19 protein-coding genes and 1 pseudogene are annotated in these 25,598 nt (G+C 38.0%); 16 read left to right on the forward strand and 4 right to left on the reverse strand.

The annotated features are described in order from the left end of the window. The first annotated feature begins 18 nt into the window (after positions 1-18). The 4 genes from cheB (at position 19) to AC2TDL_RS12740 (ending at position 4,198) form a co-directional block, all read left to right on the forward strand. Positions 19-1,056, forward strand: a complete 1,038-nt coding sequence (cheB, locus tag AC2TDL_RS12725) for a chemotaxis-specific protein-glutamate methyltransferase CheB (protein ID WP_484696468.1) — start codon at positions 19-21, stop codon at positions 1,054-1,056. A 116-nt stretch (positions 1,057-1,172) separates the two neighbouring features. Then, positions 1,173-1,580, forward strand: coding sequence for an Hpt domain-containing protein (locus AC2TDL_RS12730; protein WP_484696469.1), 408 nt, complete (start codon positions 1,173-1,175; stop codon positions 1,578-1,580). After that, positions 1,480-1,854 carry a CheR family methyltransferase gene (locus tag AC2TDL_RS12735; protein WP_484696470.1) on the forward strand — a complete coding sequence of 125 codons (375 nt, stop codon included), beginning with the start codon at positions 1,480-1,482 and terminating at the stop codon, positions 1,852-1,854. Before AC2TDL_RS12730 ends, AC2TDL_RS12735 begins: the two co-directional genes overlap by 101 nt. Before the next feature lie 103 nt (positions 1,855-1,957). Continuing rightward, complete coding sequence (locus AC2TDL_RS12740) at positions 1,958-4,198, forward strand: chemotaxis protein CheA (RefSeq protein WP_484696471.1); 2,241 nt, start codon at positions 1,958-1,960, stop codon at positions 4,196-4,198. Between the two features lie 132 nt (positions 4,199-4,330). Here AC2TDL_RS12740 and AC2TDL_RS12745 read toward each other — a convergent pair whose 3' ends face one another. Then, positions 4,331-5,092 carry an SDR family NAD(P)-dependent oxidoreductase gene (locus tag AC2TDL_RS12745; RefSeq protein ID WP_484696472.1) on the reverse strand — a complete coding sequence of 254 codons (762 nt, stop codon included), beginning with the start codon at positions 5,090-5,092 and terminating at the stop codon, positions 4,331-4,333. A 313-nt stretch (positions 5,093-5,405) separates the two neighbouring features. On the opposite strand from AC2TDL_RS12745, the gene AC2TDL_RS12750 reads away from it, so the two are divergent. The 6 genes and pseudogenes from AC2TDL_RS12750 to AC2TDL_RS12775 all read left to right on the forward strand — a co-directional run bounded on the left by AC2TDL_RS12750 (position 5,406) and on the right by AC2TDL_RS12775 (position 14,108). Continuing rightward, complete coding sequence (locus AC2TDL_RS12750) at positions 5,406-6,323, forward strand: ArsR/SmtB family transcription factor (protein WP_484696473.1); 918 nt, start codon at positions 5,406-5,408, stop codon at positions 6,321-6,323. Positions 6,324-6,561: 238 nt separating this feature from the next. Then, positions 6,562-7,881: an ABC transporter substrate-binding protein gene (locus tag AC2TDL_RS12755; protein ID WP_484696474.1), complete on the forward strand. Its 1,320-nt coding sequence runs from the start codon at positions 6,562-6,564 to the stop codon at positions 7,879-7,881. 106 nt (positions 7,882-7,987) lie between these two features. Beyond that, complete coding sequence (locus tag AC2TDL_RS12760; protein ID WP_484696475.1) at positions 7,988-8,869, forward strand: carbohydrate ABC transporter permease; 882 nt, start codon at positions 7,988-7,990, stop codon at positions 8,867-8,869. 13 nt (positions 8,870-8,882) lie between these two features. Continuing rightward, positions 8,883-9,710 carry a carbohydrate ABC transporter permease gene (locus tag AC2TDL_RS12765; RefSeq protein ID WP_484696476.1) on the forward strand — a complete coding sequence of 276 codons (828 nt, stop codon included), beginning with the start codon at positions 8,883-8,885 and terminating at the stop codon, positions 9,708-9,710. Positions 9,711-9,727: 17 nt separating this feature from the next. Next, positions 9,728-12,451: a glycoside hydrolase family 2 protein gene (locus AC2TDL_RS12770; RefSeq protein ID WP_484696477.1), complete on the forward strand. Its 2,724-nt coding sequence runs from the start codon at positions 9,728-9,730 to the stop codon at positions 12,449-12,451. A 639-nt stretch (positions 12,452-13,090) separates the two neighbouring features. After that, positions 13,091-14,108, forward strand: a pseudogene (locus AC2TDL_RS12775) (DUF2804 domain-containing protein). Positions 14,109-14,309: 201 nt separating this feature from the next. Here AC2TDL_RS12775 and AC2TDL_RS12780 read toward each other — a convergent pair. Continuing rightward, positions 14,310-15,494, reverse strand: coding sequence for an IS256 family transposase (locus AC2TDL_RS12780; protein WP_484696077.1), 1,185 nt, complete (start codon positions 15,492-15,494; stop codon positions 14,310-14,312). Between the two features lie 198 nt (positions 15,495-15,692). Between AC2TDL_RS12780 and AC2TDL_RS12785 the strand changes: the two genes are divergently transcribed. Then, on the forward strand, positions 15,693-16,964 hold the full coding sequence (locus tag AC2TDL_RS12785) for a diguanylate cyclase domain-containing protein (protein ID WP_484696478.1): 1,272 nt from the start codon (positions 15,693-15,695) through the stop codon (positions 16,962-16,964). 149 nt (positions 16,965-17,113) lie between these two features. On the opposite strand, the gene ku is transcribed toward AC2TDL_RS12785, so the two are convergent. After that, positions 17,114-17,950 (reverse strand): non-homologous end joining protein Ku, encoded by an 837-nt coding sequence (ku, locus tag AC2TDL_RS12790; protein ID WP_484696479.1) that lies wholly within the window; start codon positions 17,948-17,950, stop codon positions 17,114-17,116. A gap of 24 nt (positions 17,951-17,974) precedes the next feature. Between ku and AC2TDL_RS12795 the strand changes: the two genes are divergently transcribed. The 3 genes from AC2TDL_RS12795 (at position 17,975) to AC2TDL_RS12805 (ending at position 21,768) form a co-directional block, all read left to right on the forward strand. Further along, positions 17,975-18,154 carry a hypothetical protein gene (locus AC2TDL_RS12795; protein WP_484696480.1) on the forward strand — a complete coding sequence of 60 codons (180 nt, stop codon included), beginning with the start codon at positions 17,975-17,977 and terminating at the stop codon, positions 18,152-18,154. Between the two features lie 102 nt (positions 18,155-18,256). Further along, positions 18,257-20,710, forward strand: a complete 2,454-nt coding sequence (ligD, locus tag AC2TDL_RS12800; RefSeq protein ID WP_484696481.1) for a DNA ligase D — start codon at positions 18,257-18,259, stop codon at positions 20,708-20,710. Positions 20,711-20,850: 140 nt separating this feature from the next. Next, positions 20,851-21,768, forward strand: coding sequence for a polyamine aminopropyltransferase (locus tag AC2TDL_RS12805; RefSeq protein WP_484696482.1), 918 nt, complete (start codon positions 20,851-20,853; stop codon positions 21,766-21,768). 82 nt (positions 21,769-21,850) lie between these two features. On the opposite strand, the gene AC2TDL_RS12810 is transcribed toward AC2TDL_RS12805, so the two are convergent. Then, the gene (locus AC2TDL_RS12810; RefSeq protein ID WP_484696483.1) at positions 21,851-22,801 is read right to left on the reverse strand and encodes a zinc-binding dehydrogenase; all 951 of its coding nucleotides are present in this window, start codon (positions 22,799-22,801) and stop codon (positions 21,851-21,853) included. Positions 22,802-23,061: 260 nt separating this feature from the next. On the opposite strand from AC2TDL_RS12810, the gene AC2TDL_RS12815 reads away from it, so the two are divergent. Beyond that, positions 23,062-24,036, forward strand: coding sequence for a LacI family DNA-binding transcriptional regulator (locus tag AC2TDL_RS12815; RefSeq protein ID WP_484696484.1), 975 nt, complete (start codon positions 23,062-23,064; stop codon positions 24,034-24,036). 155 nt (positions 24,037-24,191) lie between these two features. Further along, on the forward strand, positions 24,192-25,535 hold the full coding sequence (locus AC2TDL_RS12820) for an ABC transporter substrate-binding protein (RefSeq protein ID WP_484696485.1): 1,344 nt from the start codon (positions 24,192-24,194) through the stop codon (positions 25,533-25,535). Positions 25,536-25,598 lie beyond the last annotated feature (63 nt).

Genomic DNA, 25,598 nt, shown 5'->3' on the forward strand with positions numbered 1-25,598 from the left:
GTCGATGATTCTGCTCTAATGAGAAAAACTTTAAAAGAAATTATGCTAACTGATTATGAAATTGAAGTAATTGGGACGGCACGAGATGGAGAAGATGCGATACTTAAAGCACGAGAGTTTCAACCAGATGTCATTACAATGGATATAAATATGCCAGTAATGGACGGGTTGACCTCAATGCAGCATATTTTGAATGATTTTCCAGAAATGCCGATTGTGATTGTTAGCTCATTGTCTCAAGAGGGAGCACTCACGACCTTTGAGGCGCTAGCATTAGGAGCTTTTGATTATGTACCGAAGCCTTCTGGCACTGTTTCTTCTAATCTTCATATTGTTGGTAAAGAAATTATCAATAAGGTTAAGCAAGCTTATCAAAGTATAAATAAAAAAGCTTTAATTAATCGAGTTAAATATCGCAGCAATGAAGTGAAAATGCTTAATAAGCAACCTTCTGTTCGCTCAAGTATACAACTAGAACAAGGAGAGCTTTCCAAGGTTGTTGTTATAGGAGTATCAACTGGGGGACCAGGAACATTGATGGATGTAATTCCATATCTCCCGCATGATTTAAAAGCGGCTTTGCTAATTGTGCAGCATATGCCGCCTTCCTTTACATCTTCATTTGCTGATCGATTAGCAAAAGTCTGTGCTTTTCCATTTAAAGAAGCAGAGCCAGGTGATGTTTTGGCTAATGGCAGGGGTTATCTTGCTCGGGGAGGTTACCAGTTAATTGTTCATCGTCATAGTAATATGCTGCGGATAAGTTCTAGTCCACAGACACAGTTTATGCCTAGTGTTAATGTGACGATGGAGTCAGTGCTAGAGCGTTACGGCGGGAAAAAGGTAGTTGGAGTAATTATGACTGGTATGGGCAGTGATGGCGCGGAAGCGATGGTGAATATTAGAAAAGCAGGCGGAGTAACGATTGCTGAGGATGAGTCCACTGCGATTGTTTTTGGAATGCCGAAGGAAACGATTGTAAGAGGTGGCGCTGAAATTGTTGTTCCATCCTATCAGATTGCTGATGAAATTGTTAAAGCTGTAAATCGAAAATGATTAGCTACCACATCTTTGGGAACTTAATTGCTCAAGAACTAATTAAAGGATGACTGGAAAAATTAGATTGAGCTATTTTAATAACGTCTTCCTAGTAGAGTAGAGGTGAACAATAAATGAATCAAATAGCTGCACTTTACTTTGAGGAAACGGAAGAGTTGCTTCAAAAAGTAGAGTTTTTATTAATCGAACTTGAAACCAATTATTCAATTAATGAGATTAATGAATTATTCCGAATTGTACATTCAATTAAAGGCTCCTCTCAAATGATGGGATATGAGCATATCGGTAATTTAACACATAAAATTGAAGACATGTTAGATAAGGTTCGCAAGCATGAACTTGAAATGAACAGTGAAGTGTTGAGGCTATGCTTTGAAGGCTTTGATTTGGTAAAAAGCTTGTTTGAAGTGCAAAAGTTTGATGACGAGGGTTCTACTCAGTCGATTCTTGCTGAAGCAAATAAAATTGAGCAGAGTATTGAAAAAATATTTTACGAAACGTCACGACAAATATTTGATTAGTCCTAAAATTAAGCGCTCTATTAACTTTATGAATATTAACTTAATGGATGAGGCAGCGATAAAAACGATCACAGATTGTGATGTAATTTTTTGTAGAAATTGCTTAATCTATTTTGATGATATTTCCAAAAAGGAAGTGCTGTTAAATTTTTATAATAGCTTAACACCTGGAGGTTACATTCTATTAGGACATTCTGAATCAGTTGGCAGAATCTCTACAGCATACCAAATGCAAAAAATTGGAGATACCATTATTTATTCCAGACCTCATTAAGTTAAGTTAGTAAAATTATTCAAAATAACACCCACTGAGCGAAATTATCAGAGAAATTGCGCAAACAACAACAGTCTGCAGGGGACGTAGGAGTGTGCTTGAAGTGGAATATACTTTCAGTCTCGAGGATAGTGATTATTTAAAAGTATTATTTGCGGAGTGGATGAAAAGCTGGGATGAGCTTGCAAAGCTTTTCTTACAGCTTGAAGTGGAATATCGAAGCTTAGAGTTACAGACACAAATCCATACAAGGTTACACCATGCCAAAAAGTATTCTTCATTTATTGGTATAACTGAAATAACAAAGCTAATTTATCGAATAGGAATAGCTATCGAAGATATTCATTCCTATAACATTATCGTGGATGAAGCAGTTATCGATTGTCTGCTTAACGCTCATGAGCTTATTAACATTATCATTAACGCCATTAATCATCAATTAATAGATAGCAAGACGCAGGAAGACGGTATTGTAATAGCGATCGATGATCAGCTTTTTACTGGGATAAATGATAGTATTGCCCAACTAACATCGAGCGTTAATAAAGCTAAAGAAAATAAAGCTGCGGTTGCAGCATTAGATGAAGTTGTAGTACAGCATCAAGAAATTAGTTCAACTGCTTCCCTGACACAAAATGATATTACTGCATTAACTGAAAGTATCAAAGAAAAATTCATCTTTGATATGTTCCAGTATGTTGACCAAATAGATGGAGTTTTAGCGATATTAGAGCGAGCAGAACATCAAGAACAAGCGTTAATTCAATTAAAGCATATCGTTCATAAGTTAAATAGAGGAATTGATGAATTTAGCAGATACGATGGTATTGAAGGGATGATGGCTGAGCTATTACAAGAGATGTTAGAGGTTGGCAGTGCCTATGAAAAGCTTCTTAATCATTTTAATAATCAACAACTAACGTATTTTCACCAGTTAGCATTTAAGGTAAGCTACGAAACTGCTTATTTTTTACGAGAAGTGTTAGATACGATGATGCTTGAACAAGAGCGAAATTGCTCAAATAAAGAGCTACTAAATAGTATCATGGAAGTAATCGAAAATAGCAGAAATACATCGTCCCAACAAGCTGCTTATAACTTACCTAAAAAATGGGAGAGAGAAACTAACTCATCAGATTTGCCTGCTAAATCATTATCGACACAAAGCATTCGTGTAAGCCAAGATAAATTAGATAAAATGATGAATATGATCTCTGAGCTTCTAATTACAAAAAATACTTTTTTACATGTGTCAGATAAAATCAATATTGATGGCGGAAACTCTCAATTATCCAAGGAAGTAAAACAAATAGGGTCGATGGTTAATCGTATTTCAGATGAATTGCAAAAAGCGATTATGTCGATGCGAATGGTTGAAGTGAATACATTATTTCAAAAGATTCCGCGAATTATTCGAGATGCATCACAAAACACCGGCAAAAAAATGAAGCTAGTTATGAAAGGTGAAACTACGGAAATAGATAAAACTATTATTGAACAAATTAGCGATCCAATCGTTCATTTAATTCGCAATGCTGCCGATCACGGAATTGAAGCGGGAGAAGAGCGGCTGGCGAAAGGGAAGGATGAAACAGGGGTCATTACATTACGAGCTTATAATATGGACAAGCATGTATGTATTGAAATCGAGGATGATGGTAAAGGGATTGACGCACAATTTGTTAAGCAAAAAGCAATAAATAAAGGTTTTATTACAGAAGAACAAGCGGAAAAAATGTCACAGAATCAGCTTATCCAACTGATTTTTCTACCTGGTTTCAGTACAGCAGAGCAAGTCACTGAGCTGTCTGGTCGCGGTGTAGGAATGGATGTTGTTCGCAGTAACATTGAGAAAATTAATGGAAATATCTCAATAAATAGTGAAATAAATAAAGGAACAAAAATTATTATTTATCTTCCATTGATACTTGCCGTATCTAGAGGGCTAACTGTAAAGGTAGGCACAGAAACATATATTATTCCGATTGATTATGTATCAGAAACTGTAAAGATTAACATTAAAGATATTCATGAATATAACGGTAAGAAATTTGTCTATTTAAGAGGGGAAGTTGTCTCGATTGATTGGCTTAGCTCATTGTTTTTGCTTGAAGCATGCGAGCAAAGCTCAGAGGGAGAAGTCAATACAGTAATACTTACGAATGGTCAGGAAAAGCTTGGTTTAGTAGTAGATAAGCTTTTAAATGAGCAGGAGTTTGTAATTAAAACATTGAGTGGTCATCTTGCGGCTATTCCAGGAATATCAGGTTCTACTTTGCTAGGTAGCGGACAAGTTGTATTAATTATTAATCCGCTTGATCTTATGCAGCTAGCAAAGACATAGAGCTACAACAAAAAAAGCGCGAACAGCCACTGGCTTGTTCGCGTAAATGATATATATGGATAGGTGAGGGAGTATTAAGCGAAAGGAAAGGTAAAGTCAATTGAACAGTAGGCGGATCAACGTAATTGAGCATTACTCTTTTATCGTTTGACCACCATCAATAATAAATTCCGAACCTGTAATAAATCTTGCTTCATCAGAAGCTAAAAATAACACTGCGTAAGCAACATCCTCTGGTTTTCCTAATGTTCTTAAAGGAATACCTGCAATCAGATGTTTTTTTACGTCTTCATTTTCAGTGTAATCCTTAATCATTGGTGTTTCGATAAAGCCCGGATGAACAGAGTTAACACGGATATTGAATGGACCTAAATCTTTAGCTGCACCCTTCGTTAATATACGTGTTGCACCTTTGGAAGCAGTATAGGCACTAATGCCTCCAATACCATGAATACCGGCAATCGAAGAAATATTAACGATAGAGCCTTGTCCTACCTTTTTCATTTCAGGAACTACATGTTTAATTCCTAAAAGGTTACCTAAGGCATTTACATCCATAACCTTAGTCCATTCTTCTACAGTAATGTTTTCGAGCGCCAAAGTTTTACCTGTAATACCAGCATTGTTGACTAAAATATCAACTTTGCCAAACTTATTGACCGCTTCTTTTACTACTGTAATCCAGTCATTTTCGTCAGCGACATTTTGCTTTAAGGCAAGTGCAACATCCCCGTATTTAGCATTAACTTCGCTAACAACAGAATGAAGCAGCTCCTCTTGTACGTCAGTGGCAACTACTTTGGCTCCTTCTTCAGCAAAAAGTTTTACCTCTGCTGCACCCATACCACTTGCTGCACCAGTAATAATTGCAACTTTTCCTGACAATCTGCCCAATGGCAACACCTCCTATTTCCAAAATAAAAGATTTTGTTAGTCAAAGGTTTATGTCTATTAAAATTGTAAATGATGGAAAATATCCAGACAGTGACATTTTTCACACTTGGTGTTACGATCTTTTAACAGTAAAAAGCTGCTTTTGCTTAAGTGAATCATGGAACAGCATCTATATTTTCAGTATAATAAAGGTGCGTTTATCTGCTTCTGAGAAATTGTGTAAGCTTGCATTTTGAAGACTTTCGCTGTTATTGTTAATATAATAATTAAGTAATAAGTGATGAAGTAAATTAGACCAGAACGGAGAAAGCTTATGAAAGTATTAAAATTATCAATGGACGAAGCGGTTCAAATATGCAAAGTAATAGCCAATGAACATCGTATGAACATTTTGAAATTGTTAGCGACTGGTCCGCATAATGTGAATGAAATTGCAGAAAAGCTAGGACTGCCTTTTTCAACCGCTGCAGTGCATGTGAAAAAACTAGAAGATGTTCAGCTAATCACAACTGAATTAGTTCCAGGCAGAGGCACACAAAAGGTTAATACAAAAAATTACGATAGAATTATGATTGATTTATTTAGTGAAGGAAGAGAAGAAGAACAAAATGTAATTACCTTCGATATGCCAATTGGTGAATATGTGGACAGTCATGCTGAGCCTAGCTGCGGTATTGTAGGTCTTCATGATTATATTGGCATGCAGGATGATCCGCGCTCCTTCTACGAGCCTGGGCGCAAAGAAGCGCAATTGTTATATTTTCGTTGCGGTTATGTTGAATATCGTTTTCCAAACCGCATTCCTTACGGGATGAAGGCAGATGAGATTGAATTTAGTGCCGAAATATGTTCAGAGGCCCCATACCATAAGCTTGATTGGCCTTCAGATATTACAATTTGGGTCAATGGAGTGGAAATCGGCACATGGACTAGCCCTGGTGATTTTGGCGGACAACGAGGATTCAATACGCCGGAATGGTGGCTTATCTATAATTCGCAATATGGATTGTTAAAAAATTGGAAAATTACTTCAAATGGAAGTTTCCTTGACGGAGTGCAAATTTCTAATGTACGTATTGAAGATTTGCAATTACAGGCAAAGCCGTATATTTCTTTAAGAATTGGAGTTAAGCCTGATGCTGTAAATGTTGGCGGCTTAAATTTATTTGGTACAAACTTCGGAAATTACAGTCAGGGAATTTTAATGAATTTACGTTATAGTAACAGCTAGAACTTCTTCTTGTCCCAATTATTACAACAAAAATTAGAATGAAATAATAAAAAAAGAACCCTTTCAAGGGTTCTTTTTTTACATCAATTGCATAATTTAAGTAATTAAAGTAGCCCATTTCATGGGAAAACTAAAAATAGAAAACGAATACATTTTTATTACAATAATACTTGATATATAACCAAAAAATATGATATATTCGTTTTGAAGTTACAAATACTTTTTAGGGGGAAGTAGAATGAAGAAATTTGCTCAACTAGTAAGTCTCTTATTAGTCGTTAGTTTGTTTCTAGCTGCATGTTCTTCTGGTAACAATTCAAGCAACTCTGGAAGTTCAGCGGGAACGAATGAAAGCACTTCCAATTCAGGTGGGGAATCATCATCAAGTGATAAAACAATAGAATTGGATTTCTGGGTACCATTCAGCGGTTCGGATGGTGAATTTATGGAAGCAATGGTTAACGCTTTCAATGAATCTCAGAGCGAAATTAAAGTGAACTTTATGAATAACAACTGGGATAACTACTATACAAAATTCCGTACAAGTCTTGTATCTAACTCAGCTCCAGATGTTGCAGTTGCTCACGTATCTGAGCTGCCAAATCTTATTCCTACTGACAACCTGGCTGTGCTTGATGATTTAGCGGCAGAAGCTAATCTTGATTGGTCTAGCTTCGGACAAAACCAAATTGAGGCAACGATTGTAGATGGCAAGCATTATGCAGTACCTCTTGATACACATGCTGTTGTTATGTTCTATAACAAAAAGTATTTATCTGATGCAGGTCTTCTGAATGAAGATGGTTCGATTAAAATGGAGCCAGGTGCAGAAGGATTTACTAATATGCTTAGAACGCTAAAATCTACGCTTCCTTCTGATGTTTCTCCGATGATTATCGGCAGCAACAATGTATTCACATATTGGATTTGGTATGCGCTTGTTCATCAGCAAGGCGGCAGCATTATGGTAGACGGTAAGCCAACGATCGATACACCAGAAGCTAAAAAAGCGATGGAGCTATTAAAAACATGGCTTGATGAAGGGCTAATGCCTGCAGACATCGGTGATCAAAGCTACGATATCTTTAAAGCAAGTAAAGCAGCAGTAACCTTTACTGGTGTATGGGCTACAGGTAACTTTGAAACTGAAGCTTCACTAGAGTTTGCAGCAACACCATTCCCACAATTGTTTGATCAACCTGCTGCATGGGGTGATTCTCATACTACTGTAGTACCAGTTCAATCTGACAAAACTAAACAGCTTGCAGCAGTTAAATTTGCTGATTGGTTAGCTAGCAACGGACATTTATGGGCAAAAGCAGGTCATGTACCTGTAAAACCTTCTGTGCTTGAATCTGCAGAGTATAAAGAAATGCCTTATCGTGCGGATTATGCTGCAGTTATGGGAGATGTTAAATATGCTCCATATTCAGACAAGATGGGTGCGATCAAGGACACTGTATTAGAGTCATTAGTTGAAATTAACTATGGTATGACTTCAATCGAAGAAGGATTAGCAAAAGCGCAAAGCAATGCTGATGCACTTGTCAATAAATAATGTAGATAAAGAGTTTATTATTTAAGTAAGGAAAATCAATAATCAAAGAAGTGATGTGAAATGCCAGCGGGTGTTTCACATCATTCCTTTGGAGGAGAGATTGACATTGAAACAATCAGGAATCCGTTCATATAAAGCTTTATTGACCGCAACGGTCTTTTTAGCTCCGTTCATGATTCTCTATATCTGGTTTTGGGTATATCCGATTTTCAAAGGATTCTTTTCTTCTTTTTATTCAGGCACCTTTGGTGGAGAGCAAAAATTTGTTGGATTGTACAATTTTGAATATATGATGTCTGATTCTAAATTTTGGACATCTTTAGGTAATACACTTTATTTCATTGTTATCTCTACACCAGCAATTGTTGTACTTGGTCTCATTATGGCATTGCTTGTTAATGCAAAACTGAAAGGCACTACGTTTTTGCGTACAATTTTTTTTATGCCATATGTACTTTCTGTATCAGTTATCGGGAGTATTTGGCTATTTATGCTGCAAGCTCGTACCGGGCTTATACCTGAAACTTTACGTTCTCTAGGAATGACAACAGAAATTTCTTGGCTTGGTAGCTGGGGCATGGGATGGTTATCAATTCTTATCGCGACGTTATGGTGGACAGTAGGATTTAATATGATTTTATTTCTAGCTGGATTACAGGAAATTCCGGATGAAATTTATGAAGCAGCTGCTCTGGATGGAGCAGGAACATGGCAAAAGTTTTGGTATATTACGATGCCTTATTTAAAAGGGGTTACGGTGTTAATTGTTATTTTACAATCCATAGCGTCTTTTAAACTTTTCGGTCAAACATGGTTAATAACGAAGGGCGGTCCAGGAATTTCGACGACACCGCTAGTTCACTATATTTATCAGATTGCCTTTAGACAGTGGGATATGGGATATGCTGCAGCGGTTTCATTCGTCTTATTTTTTGCGATCGCTTTAATTTCGATTATTCAATATAAATTACTTATGAAAAAGGATTAAGGAGGTAAGAGCATTGAGTCTACGAGTAGGAAGAATTTTCTCCTATCTGTTTGCTTATGGTTTGGCATTACTTATGTTAGTTCCAATCCTTTGGATGTTTATTTCATCGTTTAAAGCGCCTGGCTCAACCGTAACAATTATGAACAAATTGCTTTCGCCTCCTTTTACGTTGGAGAGCTTTGCCAGAGTGCTGAAGCCTGACGGTACGGCAATGATGTGGCGCTGGACAGTTAACAGTGTCGTTGTCGGAGTTGTCCAAACGGCAATTACGATATTTTGCAGCTCATGGGCTGCCTATGCAGTTTCTCGTCTAGTAACAAAAGGAAAGTCTATTATTTTTGCTTTTATTTTAGCTGGGATGATGGTACCGATGGAATCGATTGTCGTTCCGTTGTTTGAAATGATTGTCGATTTAGGTTGGGTTAATAGCTATCATGGATTAATTTGGCCTGGCATGATGCTGCCACTCGCATTTTTAATCTTAAAGCAATTTATTGATCAATTACCGCATGAGTTGTTTGAAGCAGCAAAGATCGATGGAGCGGGTTCATTGCGTATTTGGTGGAATTTAGTATTTCCGCTATCAACGAGCTCAATGGCTGCAGTAAGTATTTTTATTTTTGTACAGTCTTGGAACAATCTTCTTTGGCCAATGCTAGTTGCGCAAGAGACGGCTATGATGACGCTGCCGGTAGGTGTTCCGACCTTCCAAAGCACATTTGCTACAGATTTTGCAGTGCCAATGGCTTCTAATATGCTAGCTAGCTTGCCAGCAATTCTCGTATTCTTGCTATTCCAACGACATATTGTTAAAGGGATTGCAATGACAGGCATAAAATAAAAAATCGGGGGATAGGCATGAGAAATAGATTGAAACTGAATAGTTTATGGCAATTCCAGATCGATCGCAAGGATGTGGGGGAAAGCCAAGCTTGGTATCAAACAGGCTTGCCTATGGCTGAAGCAGTAGAGGTGCCTCATATTTGGCAAAGTAACCCTAACTATACTCATTATTGCGGTACAGCTTGGTACCAGAAATCATTCGAAATCAAAGAACAACTTGCAGGCAAACGATTGTTTGTATGCTTTGGCGCAGTAGATTTTCGCGCACGTGTCTGGCTCAATGGGGTATTTATCGGAGAACATGAGGGAGGATTTACTCCGTTCGAATTTGAGATAACAGATGTAGTGAAATTAGCGGATAATCTTCTCACGGTGCAAGTTTACGATCCACAGGACAATGCGGAGATTCCGATCGGCAAGCAAGGAAGCTGGTATACCCGAGTAAGCGGAATTTGGCAGGATGTGGTGCTGGAATGGCGTACTGCTTCATTTATTGACTATGTCCATGTTTTTCCTGATATTGATCGCAGCTTGATTAATATTAAAACAGAACTAAATATGGCGCAGCAAGCTGTCTATGAGATTGAGTATATTGTCACGGATCATTTACAGAGTGACCCCGTTGCAACTAGCGCTGGATCAGAACTAAACGACACATTAATCGAAACAGAATTGATCATTCCTAATTGTATTTTGTGGTCTCCTGATACACCGCATTTGTATGACTTGAAAGTAATCTTAAAGGAAAAGGCTACTGGTGAAATCGTAGATCAATATCAAACTTATTTTGGAATGCGGAAAATTAGCTTCGCTAATGGGCAGCTAATGCTCAACCATCGTCCATTATTTGTCCGAGGAGCTTTAGAACAGGCTTATTATCCTGACACCATTTATGTAGCACCATCAGATGAGTGGATTCAACAAGAAATTCGCCTTGCTAAGGAAATGGGCTTCAATCTCCTGCGCAAGCATATTAAGGTAGAAATTCCTGCTTATCTTTATTGGGCAGATCGTATGGGGATGTTAATTTGGGCAGAGCCGCCAAATACAGTGAAGTGGAGCGAACAGAGCAGAACGCGGTTTTTAAGTGAGCTTAAAGGAATGATTAAACGTGATATGAATCATCCTTCCATCCTAATTTGGACATTGTATAACGAAGAATGGGGCTTAGAGTGGGATCTAGCGAATGACTTAGAAAAACAAGAGTTCGTGAAGCAGCTATATGATGAGATTAAACAGCTTGATCCAACACGACTTATCTGTGATAACTCTGGCTGGATCCATGTAAAAACCGATATTAATGACTATCATCGTTATTTTACATTGCCTGAGCAAATTAGCGATTGGAAGAAAGACATTGATGATTACATGGTTGGTCACCCAGAACAAAACTATGTGCAAGGATATAAGCCAGACGGTGAGCCGATTATTGTTTCAGAATTCGGAGTATGGGGCTTGCCAAGTGTGAAGAAGCTATTTGACTATTACGGCGGAGAGCCTTCCTGGTTTGCGAATTTGGGGGATGATACTCATCGCGAAGATTTCAAGCAACCTCGTAATATATTTAAAAACTTTGAAAAGTATCAGGTTAATCGTGCCTTTGGCGATATGGAAAATTTAGCAGAGGCATCACAAAAGCGAATGTATCGTGCAGTGAAGTCTTTGATCGAAGAAATGCGCAAAAATCCAAAAATTAATGGTTACGTTGTAACTGAATTTACTGACATTGAGTGGGAAACAAACGGTTGGCTTGATTATATGCGCGATAAGAAGCTTAGAATGGATAGAGCAGCAGATTTTAATGGTAGTCTAGTTGTCATGGTTGATCAGTTAAAACGGAATTTGTGGTGCGGAGAGCAGCAAAGTGTAGACGTTATTATTTCAAACCATGATCAGCAAGTTATTGCAGGTACTCTGTCGTGGGAGTTGACGGGAACGAATGTGTCCGGCACGATTGAGCTGCAAGAAGGCAATTCCACTTATATTAAGCTGCCGCAGGCAATTCAATTTACTGCGCCAGATGTTAAATCCTCTTCGTTCCATAGCTTAAAGCTTACATTAACGCTTAATGGGGAAGTGGTAGCGGTAAACGAAGAAGAGCTGACGATTTCACCAATTCATATGCCGACATCATTTACGATATATGCCTATCAGATGCCAGAAGTTTTCTGTAAATATCTAGAAAAGAATGGTTTGAAACTAACAGATTCTTTTGAACAGGCACAGGCAGTCATCACCTCTAGCCTGGACCAGAAAGTAATGTCTTATTGCCGCAATGGTGGTGCTGTGCTGTTCCTAGCGGAAGAAGGAGATCGCTTGCTTGAGAAGGATCAATTTACGTTCCGCGAATTAGTGCGCGGAGAAAGCTGGGATCGAACATCATCGTTTAACTACGTCGATGCTTCCTATTTTGCAGAAGTTCCGCTTCATCCTGAAATGGGCTGGGAATGTGATGGTCTGTTTCCAGAGTATATCGTGCCATTCAGCAATTATAACAAGCTTGGGGGCACGATAGGGCGTATTGTATATATGTTTGGAAATGAGACACTTCCTGAATCTAGTGAAATTATTTCTGGTTATTTTCAGGGTTGGATCGGTCAAGCCGGCGGCTCCATGCTGAAAAAAGCAATTGGACAAGGCAGCCTAATACTAACGACATGGAAACTGAAAAACACCTACGGCACACATCCAATTGCAACACAAATCATTCATACATTGCTAAGTAAAGAGATCAATTAACAATAATCCCTGTTTCCAAAGCTTAACTCTAAGCTACGAAGCGGCACTGACAAAGCTGCAACGGAGGAATAGTTAACTCTGGACAACAAAAAGAGGGTCGCCTTTAAAGCTGATGCTAACAATAAAATCATTAAAAGCATCAGCTTTAAAAAGTGACGGTAATGGTTAAAACAGAGGGACACGGAGATCCCTCTTTATGTTTTCTTATCCAGTTTGCTATCATAGCTCATTTCCTCATACTTTTCTTTACAATTAACAACTGCTCCTTTACCTGAAGTGAATGAAAGTCCATTGACTTTTACGCTACTTTACGCTTTGATTCTTTTACTTTTTCCGTGATATTTTTCCTCCATACAAGTACAAAGCCTACTGCTAAAATCCAAAGCAACTCAATACCGAAGCTATTGAATACTTCATTGCTAAAGAACAACACTTTGATTATTATGTAAAAAAATTGATCGATGTAATTATGCATGGAGCTGTTAATAAGATAGGATTTTTCGCTGAAAGCAACGATGAAATACATTAATGCAGCAAAAAGTTTAAACGTATAGAGTGGGGGTTATTTAAAATTTAGATTATTTTTCGCATATTTGAAACAAGTTCAATATAATATGATTAATAAATGGAGGTGTTTTTATGCAAAATGAAATCATTACTCCAGGACCATTACTTAATGATAAAGGGATATTAAATCAAAGAGGCTACAGTACACGCGCAATTTTAACCTACAATCGTGAAAAGATTAAAGCTGCTCCGTGGCGCATTAAAGAGTGGGATTTTTATCAGGTAAACAATGCTGACTATTGCTTGCAAATGACAATTGGTCACGTTGGCTATGCTGGTCATGTTTCAGTTAAATTATTCGAATTTGCTAATGGTCAGCATTATGAAATCACAAAAATGTTAGCGCTTCCATTCGGTCGATTAAATATGCCTCGTACTGCAGAACAAGGAGATCTACACTATAAGAGCAGAGATGTAGAAATGAAGTTTGAGGTTTTTGAAGGTGGCAGACGAATAAGTTGTCGCTCAACGAGCAAAAAGCATCCAACAATTGAGGTTGATGTGACACTTACTCAGCCTGATCTTACCTCAATGGTTATAGCTACTCCTTTTAAAGAGAAGCGAACGCAATTTTAATCATAAAATTAATTGTATGCCAGCCAAAGGAACGGTAACAATTGGCGAGGGGGAAAAGCAATATACCTTTGAACCTGAAACTGCATTTGGGCTTATTGATTGGGGCAGAGGAGTTTGGCCATTTAGCCATGAATGGGTTTGGGGCAATGGCGCAAGCTTTGTAAACGGTAAACGCTTTGGTTTTAATATCGGCTTTGGCTTTGGTGACACCTCGGTGGCAACAGAAAATATGCTATTTTACGATGGAAAGGCGCATAAGCTTAGCCATGTCTATATCAAGTTAGACGAGAATGGTTTTATGTCTCCAAAGAAAATTACTAGTGATGATGGGCGTTTTGAAATGAATTTTACACCCATTTATGATCAACAAACGGCTACAAAATTACTATTCGTTAATAATCGTTGCCATCAAGTTTTTGCAAGATTTGATGGGAAAGTGATTTTGGACGATGGTGAAATTTTGCATGTTGAAAATTTAATCGGATTTGTAGAACATGCAATAAATAATTGGTGATAAATAATATATAGGAATAGATTATTATAAAATATATATAATTAACTCTTATATACTAGAATTTATAGTTAATTAGTGCTAAATACTTATAGGAAGTAAGAAGTCAGTACTTTATAATTTTTGTAATACCACAATTGATCCATATTGGTAGCGTCAAGAAGTTTGTGTAAATAAAAATAACTTTTACTTGTAGCAATTGAATTACGTGTTGCTTTTGAACATGGCTTGTAGTTCTGCACGAGCTTGATCAAAGCCAATATGACATCTTGTAGCAAAGCGTTGGTTATAGCCTTCGAACTGTGAAACTAAGAATTTTTCTAGTGCTTCTTCATGAGGAAATTGCTCTTTCCGCTTGGTATATTTCTTGATCTGCTTGTTAAAGGATTCAATAAGATTAGTAGAGTAAATGCTTCTCCAAATCGACTGTGGAAAGCTGTAAAACGTGAAGATATAGGGATTCTCCACTAAGGCTTTCGTTGCTTTAGGATAAGCAGTTTTCCACTTATCACAGAAACGTTCTAGTGCTTCACGACCAGCTTGCTCATCTTTTGCACGGTATACGGTCTTGAAATCATCACAGATCTCAGCACGATCAGACACACGCACTTTATGAGCAAGATTGCGAGCAAGATGAACACAACAGGTTTGGTATTTGGCACCTGGAAAGACCTCGAAAATGGCATCAACCATGCCTTTTAATCCATCAGAAATAAAGAGTAGCACTTCTTCTGTGCCTCTTTCTCGAAGGTCTTGCAGAAGCTCTTTCCACACGTAAGCAGACTCGGTTGGAGCAATGGCATAGCTTAACACTTCCTTAGAACCATCTTCGCGAATGCCAACAGCTAAGTAAACCGCTTCTTTCGAAACGGTCTCACGCTTTACAGCAATGTAGGTTGCATCCAAATAGACGCAGACATAGCGTGTAGCTAACGAGCGTTTCAAGAAGGCATCCACATGCCCTACCATCACTTGCGTCATGTTAGAAATGGTTTGCGGGGTGTAATGATGCCCATACATTTTCTCGATCAGATCAGCGATTTCAGTCATGGTTACGCCCTTTTGGAACATATGAATGACAAACGATTCTAACGTGTCGTTGGATCGCTTGTAGGGTGCTACGGTCTGCTGCTTGAACGCTCCATTACGATCACGAGGGATTTGAAGGTGCAGATCGCCGTATTCCGTATGGAGCGTACGTGTATAGCTGCCGTTACGAGAATTGCCTGTATTGAAGCCTGCACGATCATACTTTTCGTAATCTAGGAAGGCGGTTAACTCGGTTGTTAACAAGTGATTCATCGCTCTTTCGAGGTGAATACGAAAAATTTCAGTCACATCTTGTTTTGTAACTAGAGCTTGGACTAAATCTGTTGTAAAATGATTCATAGGGAAGACCTCTCTCTGTGAATTTTGTGTGGTAACTCAATTCTACAAGAAAAGGTCTTCCTTTTGCATTTATTCATTTACACATAATATTTTATACTCTCTCCATATTTCTTATCTTAAGATTTTTCATATGATATATTACCCATGTTTTTTATAAATTCCACCATTTAAATTACTTAATTATAGAAAGGATAAATAATGAATTTGTTGTTCAGTGAGCATGCAAAAGAAATTTGCCAATCTATCATTGATTACAATCCAGATGGTATAGTTGTTTTTTCCATGGAAGGAAAAATTATTGATATTAATCAAGCAGTAGTATCAATACTAGGATATTCAATGGAGGAACTAAAGGATTTATCCTACACAGATTTTTTTGATCCTAAGCAGTTGCCTATAGTTAACCATTATGTAGACTTAATTAAACAAGGGATTCCTTGCGAATACCAAGTAGATGCTACTTGTAAAAATGGGGAAATTGTTCATCTTGACATAAAGAATGTTCCTCTATTTTTAGAAGGCAAAATGTCTGGCGTGTTTGCTATTGCTAAAGATATAACTGCATTGAAAAGAACAGAAGAAGCATTAAGAAAGAGTGAAGAACGCTATCGAATGATAGCGGAAAATATGACTGATCTTGTAGCGATTTGGGATGTTAGTGGAATCGTGAAATATGCTTCTCCTTCTCATAGACAAGTGTTAGGTATTGAGGCAAAAGAGCTCGAAGGGAAATTCGCCATCGATTTTGTTTTTCCTGACGATATTCCGTCTGTTCAAAAAAAGTTTAAGAGAATGATTCAGACGAAGGAAAGTGAAGTTAGTGAGCTTCGATGTAAACATGTAGATGGACAAATTATTTGGATAGAGGCAAGGGCAAATCCAATTTTAGATGAAGCTGGAAACCTTCTTCATTTTCTCGTTATGGCTAGAGATATTACAGAAAGAAAATTGTTTGAGGAACAGCTAAATATATTGGCTTATCATGATCTATTAACAGGGATAGCTAATCGCCGATTATTTCAAGAAAACTTAGAACAGCAAATTAAAGAAGCTAAGCGTTACCAAAGGAAGCTTGCGGTTATCTATTTGGACCTTGATAAATTTAAACCAATTAACGATGCATTTGGCCATGACATCGGAGATGAGTTACTCAAGCAACTTTCCCAAAGAGTACAAGGTTGTTTAAGAGAAAGTGATATTCTCGCTCGACAAGGCGGAGATGAATTTACGATTTTGTTAAGTGAAATTCATAATGAAGAGGAAGCCCTGCTTATCGGTGAGCGAATTTTGATGAAGCTTCAAGAACCATGGTATCTTGGAAAACATGCTGTTCAAACAACTTCAAGCGTGGGGATTGCAATTTATCCTACAGATGGCGAGACCGCATTAGAACTTATGAAAAATGCAGATATTGCCTTGTATGAGGCAAAGGAGAGCGGCAGAAACAGAGTACAGCTTTATTTAAAATAACAGTAAAGCCCATCTTTAATGAAGGTATCTATTATCGTATAGTGTATACCTCATATAGAAGGGCTTTTTTATTTAAAAATAAACTTTCCTCTTACTTTTTTATATCGGCAACAGAATGCTCGTAAAGTTGTAAAGTACGATACTGTCCATTATGAAATTTTTTCTTCTTTCTTTTTTGCGCTGCGTTTACGTTTTGGAGCTGTTGTTTCCTTCGGCTTGGTTGCTTCCAAACTTGCTTTAAGTGCAGTCATCAGATCGATAACGTTCGCCTTATTCGGCGCAGGTGCATTCACTACATCAATTCCTTCTCCAGCAATTTTGGCTTCAATTAATTCATATAGCGAAGCACGATAGTCATCTGTATATTTTTCTGGATTAAAGGTATCGCTCAATTGCTCCACTAGCATTTTAGCCATTTCTAGCTCCTTCTCATTAACTTCTGTAGCCTGTGGTAAATTTGGTACAAGATTAATTGCTCGTATTTCGTCAGGGTAATGCATTGTTTCTAGACAAAGGCAGTTATCAATGACTCGAATTGCTGCAAGATTTGATTTGGAGCGTATTGAAATTTTCGCAATTCCAATTTTCCCTGTTTGCTTGATCGCTTCAGTTAATAGTGCATACGCATTTGAGCCTGACATGTCGGGTGATAAATAATATGGCTTTTCAAAATAGATTGGATCAATATCGGTTAAATTTACAAAGTCTAAAATCTTTATCGTATGGGCGGATTCAGGTTTTATTGCTTCGAGCTCTTCCTCATTGACGATAACATATTTACCTTTTTCGTATTCAAATCCTTTTACAATATCCTCTGGCTTAACCTCTTTATCACAGTGAGGACATTTTTTCTCATAGCTAATTGGCATCTTACATTCCTTATGCAGTTGTCGAAAATGAATGTCTTTGTCCTCAGTTGCTGCATGCATCTTTACAGGCACATGCACAAGTCCAAAGCTGATCGCGCCCTTCCAAACTGTATGCATTTTATCCACTCCTTTTTATGTAATATGCCCAAGCACAGCGTAATTATTGGTTTTACGTACATTACAATTATTGAGAAGTTTTGCATACTGCCTTGTCTGCTGGAAACAATACAGCTAGAAAAATTAAGCGAAGGCAAAGTAAGCTCTGGAAAACGAAAGTGGGACGCCTTTAAACCTGTGATGCTGACAATAAAAATTCAATAAGAAAGCAACAGGGTTAAAAAGCGTCTGCAAGAGCGTACTTTCGCCGAAGCGAAGCAAGAGCTTACTTAGCCGAAGCATGCCAAGCGAGGTGATTTTATAACTATGCCATCCAAGTTAACTGAATATAACCAAAAACGAAACTTCGACATTACCTTAGAACCGCAAGGTGCAACCGAGGATTCATCCGGTCAAGGCTTGAGATTTGTTGTCCAGCATCATATGGCGCTTCGTGAGCATTATGATTTTCGCTTAGAGTGGGCAGGAGTATTGCTTAGCTGGGCAGTGCCTAAAGGTCCTTCCTATAATACAAAAGACAAACGATTAGCTGTTATGGTAGAAGACCATCCATTAGCCTATCGAAATTTTGAAGGCACGATTCCGAAAGGACAATATGGTGGCGGAGTCGTAATGCTGTGGGATGAAGGGTTTTGGGAGCCACAAGGAAATGTAGAGCAAGGACTGCATAAAGGTGAACTGAAATTTATTTTGCATGGCCGTCGGCTTAAAGGAAAATGGGCATTAATTCGCTTAAAAGCTAAGGCTGATGAAGATAGAGACAACTGGCTTTTATTAAAGGAGCGGGATGAATTTGTTCAATTAACGAGCGGCATTGAACAATTTAATAGAAGTATTCGTACAGGTCGGACGATGGAGGAGATAGAACGAGGCGAGGAATGGAAAGTGATGCGCAATCCCTTTAACAAGCTTAATGTACAACTTGCCAAATTAGTTCGCACGATTCCAGAAGGAGACGAGTGGCTGTTTGAGTTAAAATACGATGGTTATCGAATAGTTGCTTTTATTGAAGAAAATATTGTGCGTTTAATTACTAGAAATGGTCATGACTTTACAAGCCGCTTTCCAAGTATTGCAGCAGCATTAAGCGATCTGGCTGCAGGGCGAGCGATGATTTTAGATGGCGAGCTAGTTGTAACGGATGAAACGGGCAAAACGGATTTTCAGGCATTACAGAATTATATAAAAAAACCGCAGGATCAAAATTTAACATATATTATTTTTGATTTACTCGCACTTGATGGTGTTGATTTGCGAAGCTTAAGTCTTGTCGAAAGAAAGGAACGGCTGGAACAACTGCTTCAGCACGCTCCTAGCAATTTGTATTATAGTCGTCATATTCGAGGCAACGGCAAACAAAGTTTTGCGGTAGCTTGTCAAACTGGAATGGAGGGGATTATCGGTAAAAAGGGGGATTCTTCCTACAGCGGCTTAAAAAATGGGGATTGGATTAAATTGAAATGTGATCGCAGACAAGAATTCGTCATTGGCGGTTATGTGCAAACGGATAAAAAAACTAGCGGAATAAGCTCTTTATTGCTTGGGGTATATCACGGTGATGATTTGATTTATGTCGGTCGTGTCGGGACTGGCATGAGTCAACGGGATAAAAAAATGCTTGAGCAGGAGTTTACTTCAATAAAAAGAAAAGATTCTCCATTTCTAGATGCCCCAAAGGCTAAAGCAAACGAAAAGTTTACTTGGCTTGAGCCTGAACTCGTTGCAGAAGTGAAATTTGCAGAATGGACAGACGAGCAGCTTATCCGACAAGCAAGTTTTAAAGGCTTGCGTATAGATAAAAAGCCCAAAGATATTCAGCGCGAGGACTTCGGAGATCATGATCAAGAATTGCAACTAAATGAACTTGAAATGGCTGAGACTGAAAACAGCGGGAAGACCGGTTCAAAGGCAAAAGCAATGGTTATCGAAGGAATAACGATTACTAATCCTGATAAAGTTATATTCACTGAACCATATCTTACAAAAAAGGATGTTATTCAGTATTATGCGCAAGTAGCAGAACGCATGCTGCCGTATATCCGTAATCGCGTGCTTACAGTTGTACGTTGTCCGAAAGGAATCGACCATAGCTGCTTCTACAAAAAGCATCCAGGCGCAGAAAGTAAAGGAATTGCTACACTTCCAATTACAACTGGCAGTGGGGAAACGGAGGAATATTTTTATATCGAGAATAGTTCAGGGCTCATTTATGAAGCGCAAATGGGTACACTTGAATTTCATACTTGGGGAAGTCGCATTGATGAGCTGGAAGTGCCAGATATGATGGTATTTGACCTCGATCCTGACGAAGGAATGGATATAAGCAGAGTTCGGCAAGGCGCAAAGGATGTGAGAGAAGTGCTAGCAGAGCTTTCCTTAAGATCTTATCTAAAAACGAGTGGCGGAAAAGGCTATCATGTGGTTGTTCCTTTTCAAGCGAGAATGAATTGGGAGCAGTTCCACGATTTTGCTAAGCGTGTTGCTCAGGTGATGGAGCAAAAATGGCCCGATCGTTATACAAGCAATGTAAGAAAGAGCAATCGCTCAGACAAAATTTTTATTGATTGGATTCGCAATGGTCGGGGTGCTACGAGTGTAGCTCCTTATTCTTTAAGAGCTAGGTCGGGAGCTAAAGTGTCCATGCCGATTTTTTGGGAGGAGCTTGATAGTGTAGCGCCTGACAGCATTACGCTTCATGATGCACTGCGCAGACTAGCGGACAAAGCAGATCCGTGGCAGGACTATTTTAACCGCACATAGCCTAGCCTTTAAGCTGCACGATTAGCTCAATAATCTTATAGAAATGTTTAGTCGCTTGCCGTACAGTTTTAAGTGTGGAGCAGTCAAATCATTTGATGCTTTGCTTTCTAACTTTGCTTTCCCTTTTGAACAACCGTATAATGAAAGAAATCAAAGAAACAGGTGAAGCAATGAATGATATAAAGCAACACGACAAGCAAACGATAGCAAACAATTATCGAGTATTTGCTTTATTAAGCCAATACTTAAATCTAAAGCCAGATTTGATTACAAAAGAGGATATTGATGAACTGACAGCAAACGGTGTATCTGCAGAGTATGCCTTTGCTACGTTACTGGCATCCTCATTAGGGCTTGATATTGTTGAAGATGCTAAAGATAAGCAAATTTTTCACAGTTACTTTGCGGAGATGATTCATCAACTGGATACTCAGGTGTACGAGGACAATTTGTACTATCAAAATATTAAGCTACCGACTGTAACGATTGGGAAAAGTCAGTTGAAATATGACGCGTATAAGCCATATGAAGGCTTTGTCTGCAATGATATCATGCAAATGGACGATGGCAGACAAGTGCCGCAAATCGGTTTCTTTGCAACAGAATTTAAATATCCAGCCGTACTTGAAAATGGGCGAATTTGGATGACTGTTACACCAAATGAAATTGAAACGATTAAGGAGCCGATCGAGCAAGCCTATGGTAATGTGCTGACGTTTGGTCTTGGTCTAGGCTACTTTCCATATATGGTTTCTGAAAAGGAAAATGTCAGCTCTGTTACAGTAGTTGAAGTGAATCCAGATGTAATCGCTTTGTTTCAAACGCATATTTTACCGCAATTTAAAAACGGTCATAAAATTAAGCTAGTCCAAGGCGATGCTTTCGAATATGCAGAACAACATTTAGCGGCAGGGCAGTTTGATTATGTGTTTACAGATTTATGGCACGATGTATCGGACGGCATTGATCTTTATTTGAAAATGAAATCCTATGAAAGCCTTAGTCCGCAGTCGACATTTTCCTATTGGATTGAAAAGTCGATGTTATGCTATTTATAAGATTGACTCACATGTAATGTCTTTTACAGTAAGAAAAAGGATCGCCATGATGACGATCCTTTTTTTTAATAAGTATGAAACTTTATTCAAATACTGCAACAAGGCGGCCTTTTACCTCATGGTTTTTAAGCTTTTCTAAGCCTTTATCGATTTCCTCAAATGGAATTGTTGTCAATTGAGGTTTCATGCCTAGTGAGAAGCACTCGTAAACGCCTTTTAAGTCTTCATTAGTACCGCCGTTACTGCCTAGCAGTTTAATTTCTTTAGTAATCATTAGGTAAGTATTAATTTCGGATTGTAAAATACCCATTCCGACAATAACAACTGTTCCTTTAGGTTTAATCGCTTCTAATGCATCTGATGTTGTTTTACCGAAACCAGCAAAGTCAACGATTAGCTCACATTCATCATCTTTCATATCAAGCACATTTTCATATACCTTTTTACAGCCAATTTCTTGAGCTAGTTGTCTTGCTTCTGCAGAAACGTCACATGCATAGACTTCACAGCCTTTAATCATTGCCATTTGTGCAGCGAATTGACCTAGTCCGCCAACTCCGATAATACCAACTTTCATACCAGCTTTAGCCTGACCGATGGAGAATAATGCATGGTAAGAAGTTAAGCCTGCATCAGTAGCAGCAGCACCTTCGATAAAAGATACGTTATCAGGAATTTTAACACATTGCTTAGCAGGAACACGTATTTTTGTTGCATATCCACCATCGTAATTGTATCCTGCTGCTTCACGAGTTTCTTGATCAAGTGGGTTAACGCCTACACGATCACCGACTTTTAACTCAGTAACACCTTCACCAACTTCAATAACAACGCCTGCACATTCATGCCCCATAATAACTGGACCATTTGGGAAAAGTGGCATCCAGCCTGGATCTTGTAATGCAGCTACATCTGAGTGACATAAACCTGCTGCTTTTACTTCTAGTACAACATGATTAGGTGTAGCTTTAGGATCTTCTTTTTCAATTAGCTTTAGTGGAATGTTAGTTCCAGAAAACAACCAACCTTTCATGAAACAGTCCTCCTTGAGTTGTGAATTGATACACTTTGATTATATACGCTTTCATAAGCAAAGTTTGTGGTAAAAATCACAATATAAATAGAATTGTTAAAATTATTTTTTTATACATAAAGTAGTATTAGTTATGATAAATGGGTTTAATCATGAAAAAAACAGAATTTACAATTTAGCGAAATTAATTTTAAGATATTTTACCTTAATTAGGGAACATCGTTTATACTAGTAACAAGGAATAAAGAAGGAGAAGGAATATGGTAACGATTAATGATGTCGCAGAGCGTGCAGGTGTATCAGTTACTACTGTATCTCGTGTGTTAAATAATCGAGGATATATTAGCGAGAAAACGAGAAAACTTGTTTATGATACGATGAATGAATTAAATTACCAGCCTAATGAGATCGCTCGTTCATTGCTAAGAAAACAATCCAACATTATCGGGCTAATTATCCCTAACGTAGCTCATCCATTTTTCGCCGAATTGGCTAGTGCGGTTGAATATTACGCTTATGAGCAAGGCAGTAAAGTTTTACTTTGCAATTCTCAGCTAGATCCAATTAAGGAACGAGATTATATAGATATGATGAAACGGCATCGTGTGGATGGTATTATTATGGGCAGCCATACGTTAGAAGTTGAAGAATATGCGCAATTAAAAAATCCTGTTGTTACGATTGATCGTAAAATAGGGGATCTTCCTTATATTGCTTCTGATAATGAGCTTGGGGGGAAGCTTGCTGCTGAGTTATTAATTTCAAAAGGCTGTCGTAAAATTGCCCATATTTGCGGACATCTTCAATTAGATCTGCTAGCAAATTTACGTACCCAAGCGTTTGAACAAACGATGAGAAAACATGGTGTAGAATTTATAACCATTCAAACAGATATGAACGTGTTTGACCAACAAACTTATGAACGAATTATTTCCAATCTTTTCGTTGAGCACAATGATATTGATGGAGTTTTTGCGACAAGTGATATTATTGCTTCCTTTGTATTAAAATGGTGTCGCATGCTCGGAAAGGATATTCCGCGAGATATTAAAATTATTGGCTATGATGATGTGAATTTAACTTCATGGATTAGTCCAAGTTTGACAACGATTAGACAGCCAATTAATGAAATAGGCAAGCTGGCAGTAGAATTAATTCGCAAACAAATGGATGGAGAAGCAATTGAACGTGTAAACGTAATGCCTGTTGAGCTGATAGAAAGAGAAACAACTTAAGTTGATAATATAATATGAAAACGTTAAGCCTAGCATCGAAAAATATGCTAGGTTTTTTTTATAAAATTTATATGTCAAACGATTGACATGTCAAACGTTTGACATATATAATGAACTTGTCTGTAAGCGATTACTATTAAAAGGGGATATGAATTATGAACAAAAAGCTTTCATTTGTAAGTTTTTTACTCATTCTTATGCTATTGCTGCTTGCAGCTTGTGGAGGCAACAATAATGCAGAGAAATCAAGCAACAGCAGTAACTCCTCAACGAATCAGTCAAATTCTGGTTCACAAAGCAATAGCAAATCTAATGTGAAACTTACATTCCTTAACTCAAAATCAGAAATCCAAACTCAACTTGAAGATGCAGTAAAGGTTTTTAAAGACGAAACAGGTATTGACATTGAAATTATTAGTACAAGCAATGGTCAATCTCCATTCGAAAAAGCTTCTCAGCTATATGCGTCAGGCAATCCTGCGACAATCCTAATGCTTGATCCAGCCGATGTGCCTAGCTTTGAAGATCGCATTCTTGATCTTTCTAATGAAAAATGGGTTGCTGATGCAGTGGATAACGCCACAACAGTAGTAAATGGTAAAGTGCTAGATTTTCCACTAGCTGTAGAAGGCTATGCGTTTATTTATAACCAAGCAGTGTTGGATGAAGCGGTAGGCGGTACTTTTGACCCTGCAACAATTCAAACAAGAGATGATCTGAAAGCTCTATTTGAAAAAATTGCAGCTATTGGTAAGCAGCCAATTCATATTTCACCGATGGACTGGTCATTAGGCGCTCATTTCCTAAACGGCTTATATGCAAATCAATCTCCTGACTTAAGCAAAGTTGAGGAGTATATCGCGCAATTAAAAGCAGGCTCTGTTCAGCTAATGAACGATCCAATATTTAATGGTTTAATCGATACGTTTGATTTGATGATGGAATATAACAATGTCAAGGATCAACCGCTAGCGGCTGCCTATGAGCAAGGTCCTGAAGATATTGCTTCTGGTGAAGTAGGTCTATGGTTTATGGGGAACTGGGCATGGCCAAATATTAAAGAATTTGATGATAATGGACAATACGGATTCCTTCCTGTTCCGATTAGCAATAACCCAGATGATTATGGTAACACACAAATCGCTACTTCTGTAACGAAACGTCTTGTAATTGATGCTGAGAAAAGCACACCTGAACAACAAGAGGCTGCAAAACAATTCTTAAATTGGATCGTTTACGAACCAAGCGGCCAAAACTTCTTAATTAATGAAGCGAATATTGTACCTGCATTTAACGATATGGAATTAGAGCCACAAGATCCATTAGCGAAATCTATCCAAAGCTATATGGCAAATGGTAAAACAACAATTGGCTTAAATATTTTGCCAGCGGATCACTGGAGCAATGTAGGTGCATCCATGCAGAAATACTTAGCAAAAGCAGGAGATCGTGCAACACTTGCTAGCGAGATTGAAGCTTATTGGAAAAACGTAAAGTAAGCAGAAATAATTTATAGGCAGGCAATATGCCTGCCTTCCTCTACCTATAATCATTGTACAAAA

Source organism: Paenibacillus sp. plas6 (assembly GCF_057221655.1).

Excerpts from the sequence above, each read along its gene's own strand:
- cheB (WP_484696468.1), top strand. The coding sequence starts at position 19 with ATGAGAAAAACTTTAAAAGAAATTATGCTAACTGATTATGAAATTGAA.
- AC2TDL_RS12730 (WP_484696469.1), top strand. The coding sequence starts at position 1,173 with ATGAATCAAATAGCTGCACTTTACTTTGAGGAAACGGAAGAGTTGCTT.
- AC2TDL_RS12735 (WP_484696470.1), top strand. The coding sequence starts at position 1,480 with ATGACGAGGGTTCTACTCAGTCGATTCTTGCTGAAGCAAATAAAATTG.
- AC2TDL_RS12750 (WP_484696473.1), top strand. The coding sequence starts at position 5,406 with ATGAAAGTATTAAAATTATCAATGGACGAAGCGGTTCAAATATGCAAA.
- AC2TDL_RS12755 (WP_484696474.1), top strand. The coding sequence starts at position 6,562 with ATGAAGAAATTTGCTCAACTAGTAAGTCTCTTATTAGTCGTTAGTTTG.
- AC2TDL_RS12770 (WP_484696477.1), top strand. The coding sequence starts at position 9,728 with ATGAGAAATAGATTGAAACTGAATAGTTTATGGCAATTCCAGATCGAT.
- AC2TDL_RS12780 (WP_484696077.1), bottom strand. The coding sequence starts at position 15,494 with ATGAATCATTTTACAACAGATTTAGTCCAAGCTCTAGTTACAAAACAA.
- AC2TDL_RS12785 (WP_484696478.1), top strand. The coding sequence starts at position 15,693 with ATGAATTTGTTGTTCAGTGAGCATGCAAAAGAAATTTGCCAATCTATC.
- ku (WP_484696479.1), bottom strand. The coding sequence starts at position 17,950 with ATGCATACAGTTTGGAAGGGCGCGATCAGCTTTGGACTTGTGCATGTG.
- AC2TDL_RS12795 (WP_484696480.1), top strand. The coding sequence starts at position 17,975 with ATGCCCAAGCACAGCGTAATTATTGGTTTTACGTACATTACAATTATT.
- ligD (WP_484696481.1), top strand. The coding sequence starts at position 18,257 with ATGCCATCCAAGTTAACTGAATATAACCAAAAACGAAACTTCGACATT.
- AC2TDL_RS12805 (WP_484696482.1), top strand. The coding sequence starts at position 20,851 with ATGAAAGAAATCAAAGAAACAGGTGAAGCAATGAATGATATAAAGCAA.
- AC2TDL_RS12810 (WP_484696483.1), bottom strand. The coding sequence starts at position 22,801 with ATGAAAGGTTGGTTGTTTTCTGGAACTAACATTCCACTAAAGCTAATT.
- AC2TDL_RS12815 (WP_484696484.1), top strand. The coding sequence starts at position 23,062 with ATGGTAACGATTAATGATGTCGCAGAGCGTGCAGGTGTATCAGTTACT.
- AC2TDL_RS12820 (WP_484696485.1), top strand. The coding sequence starts at position 24,192 with ATGAACAAAAAGCTTTCATTTGTAAGTTTTTTACTCATTCTTATGCTA.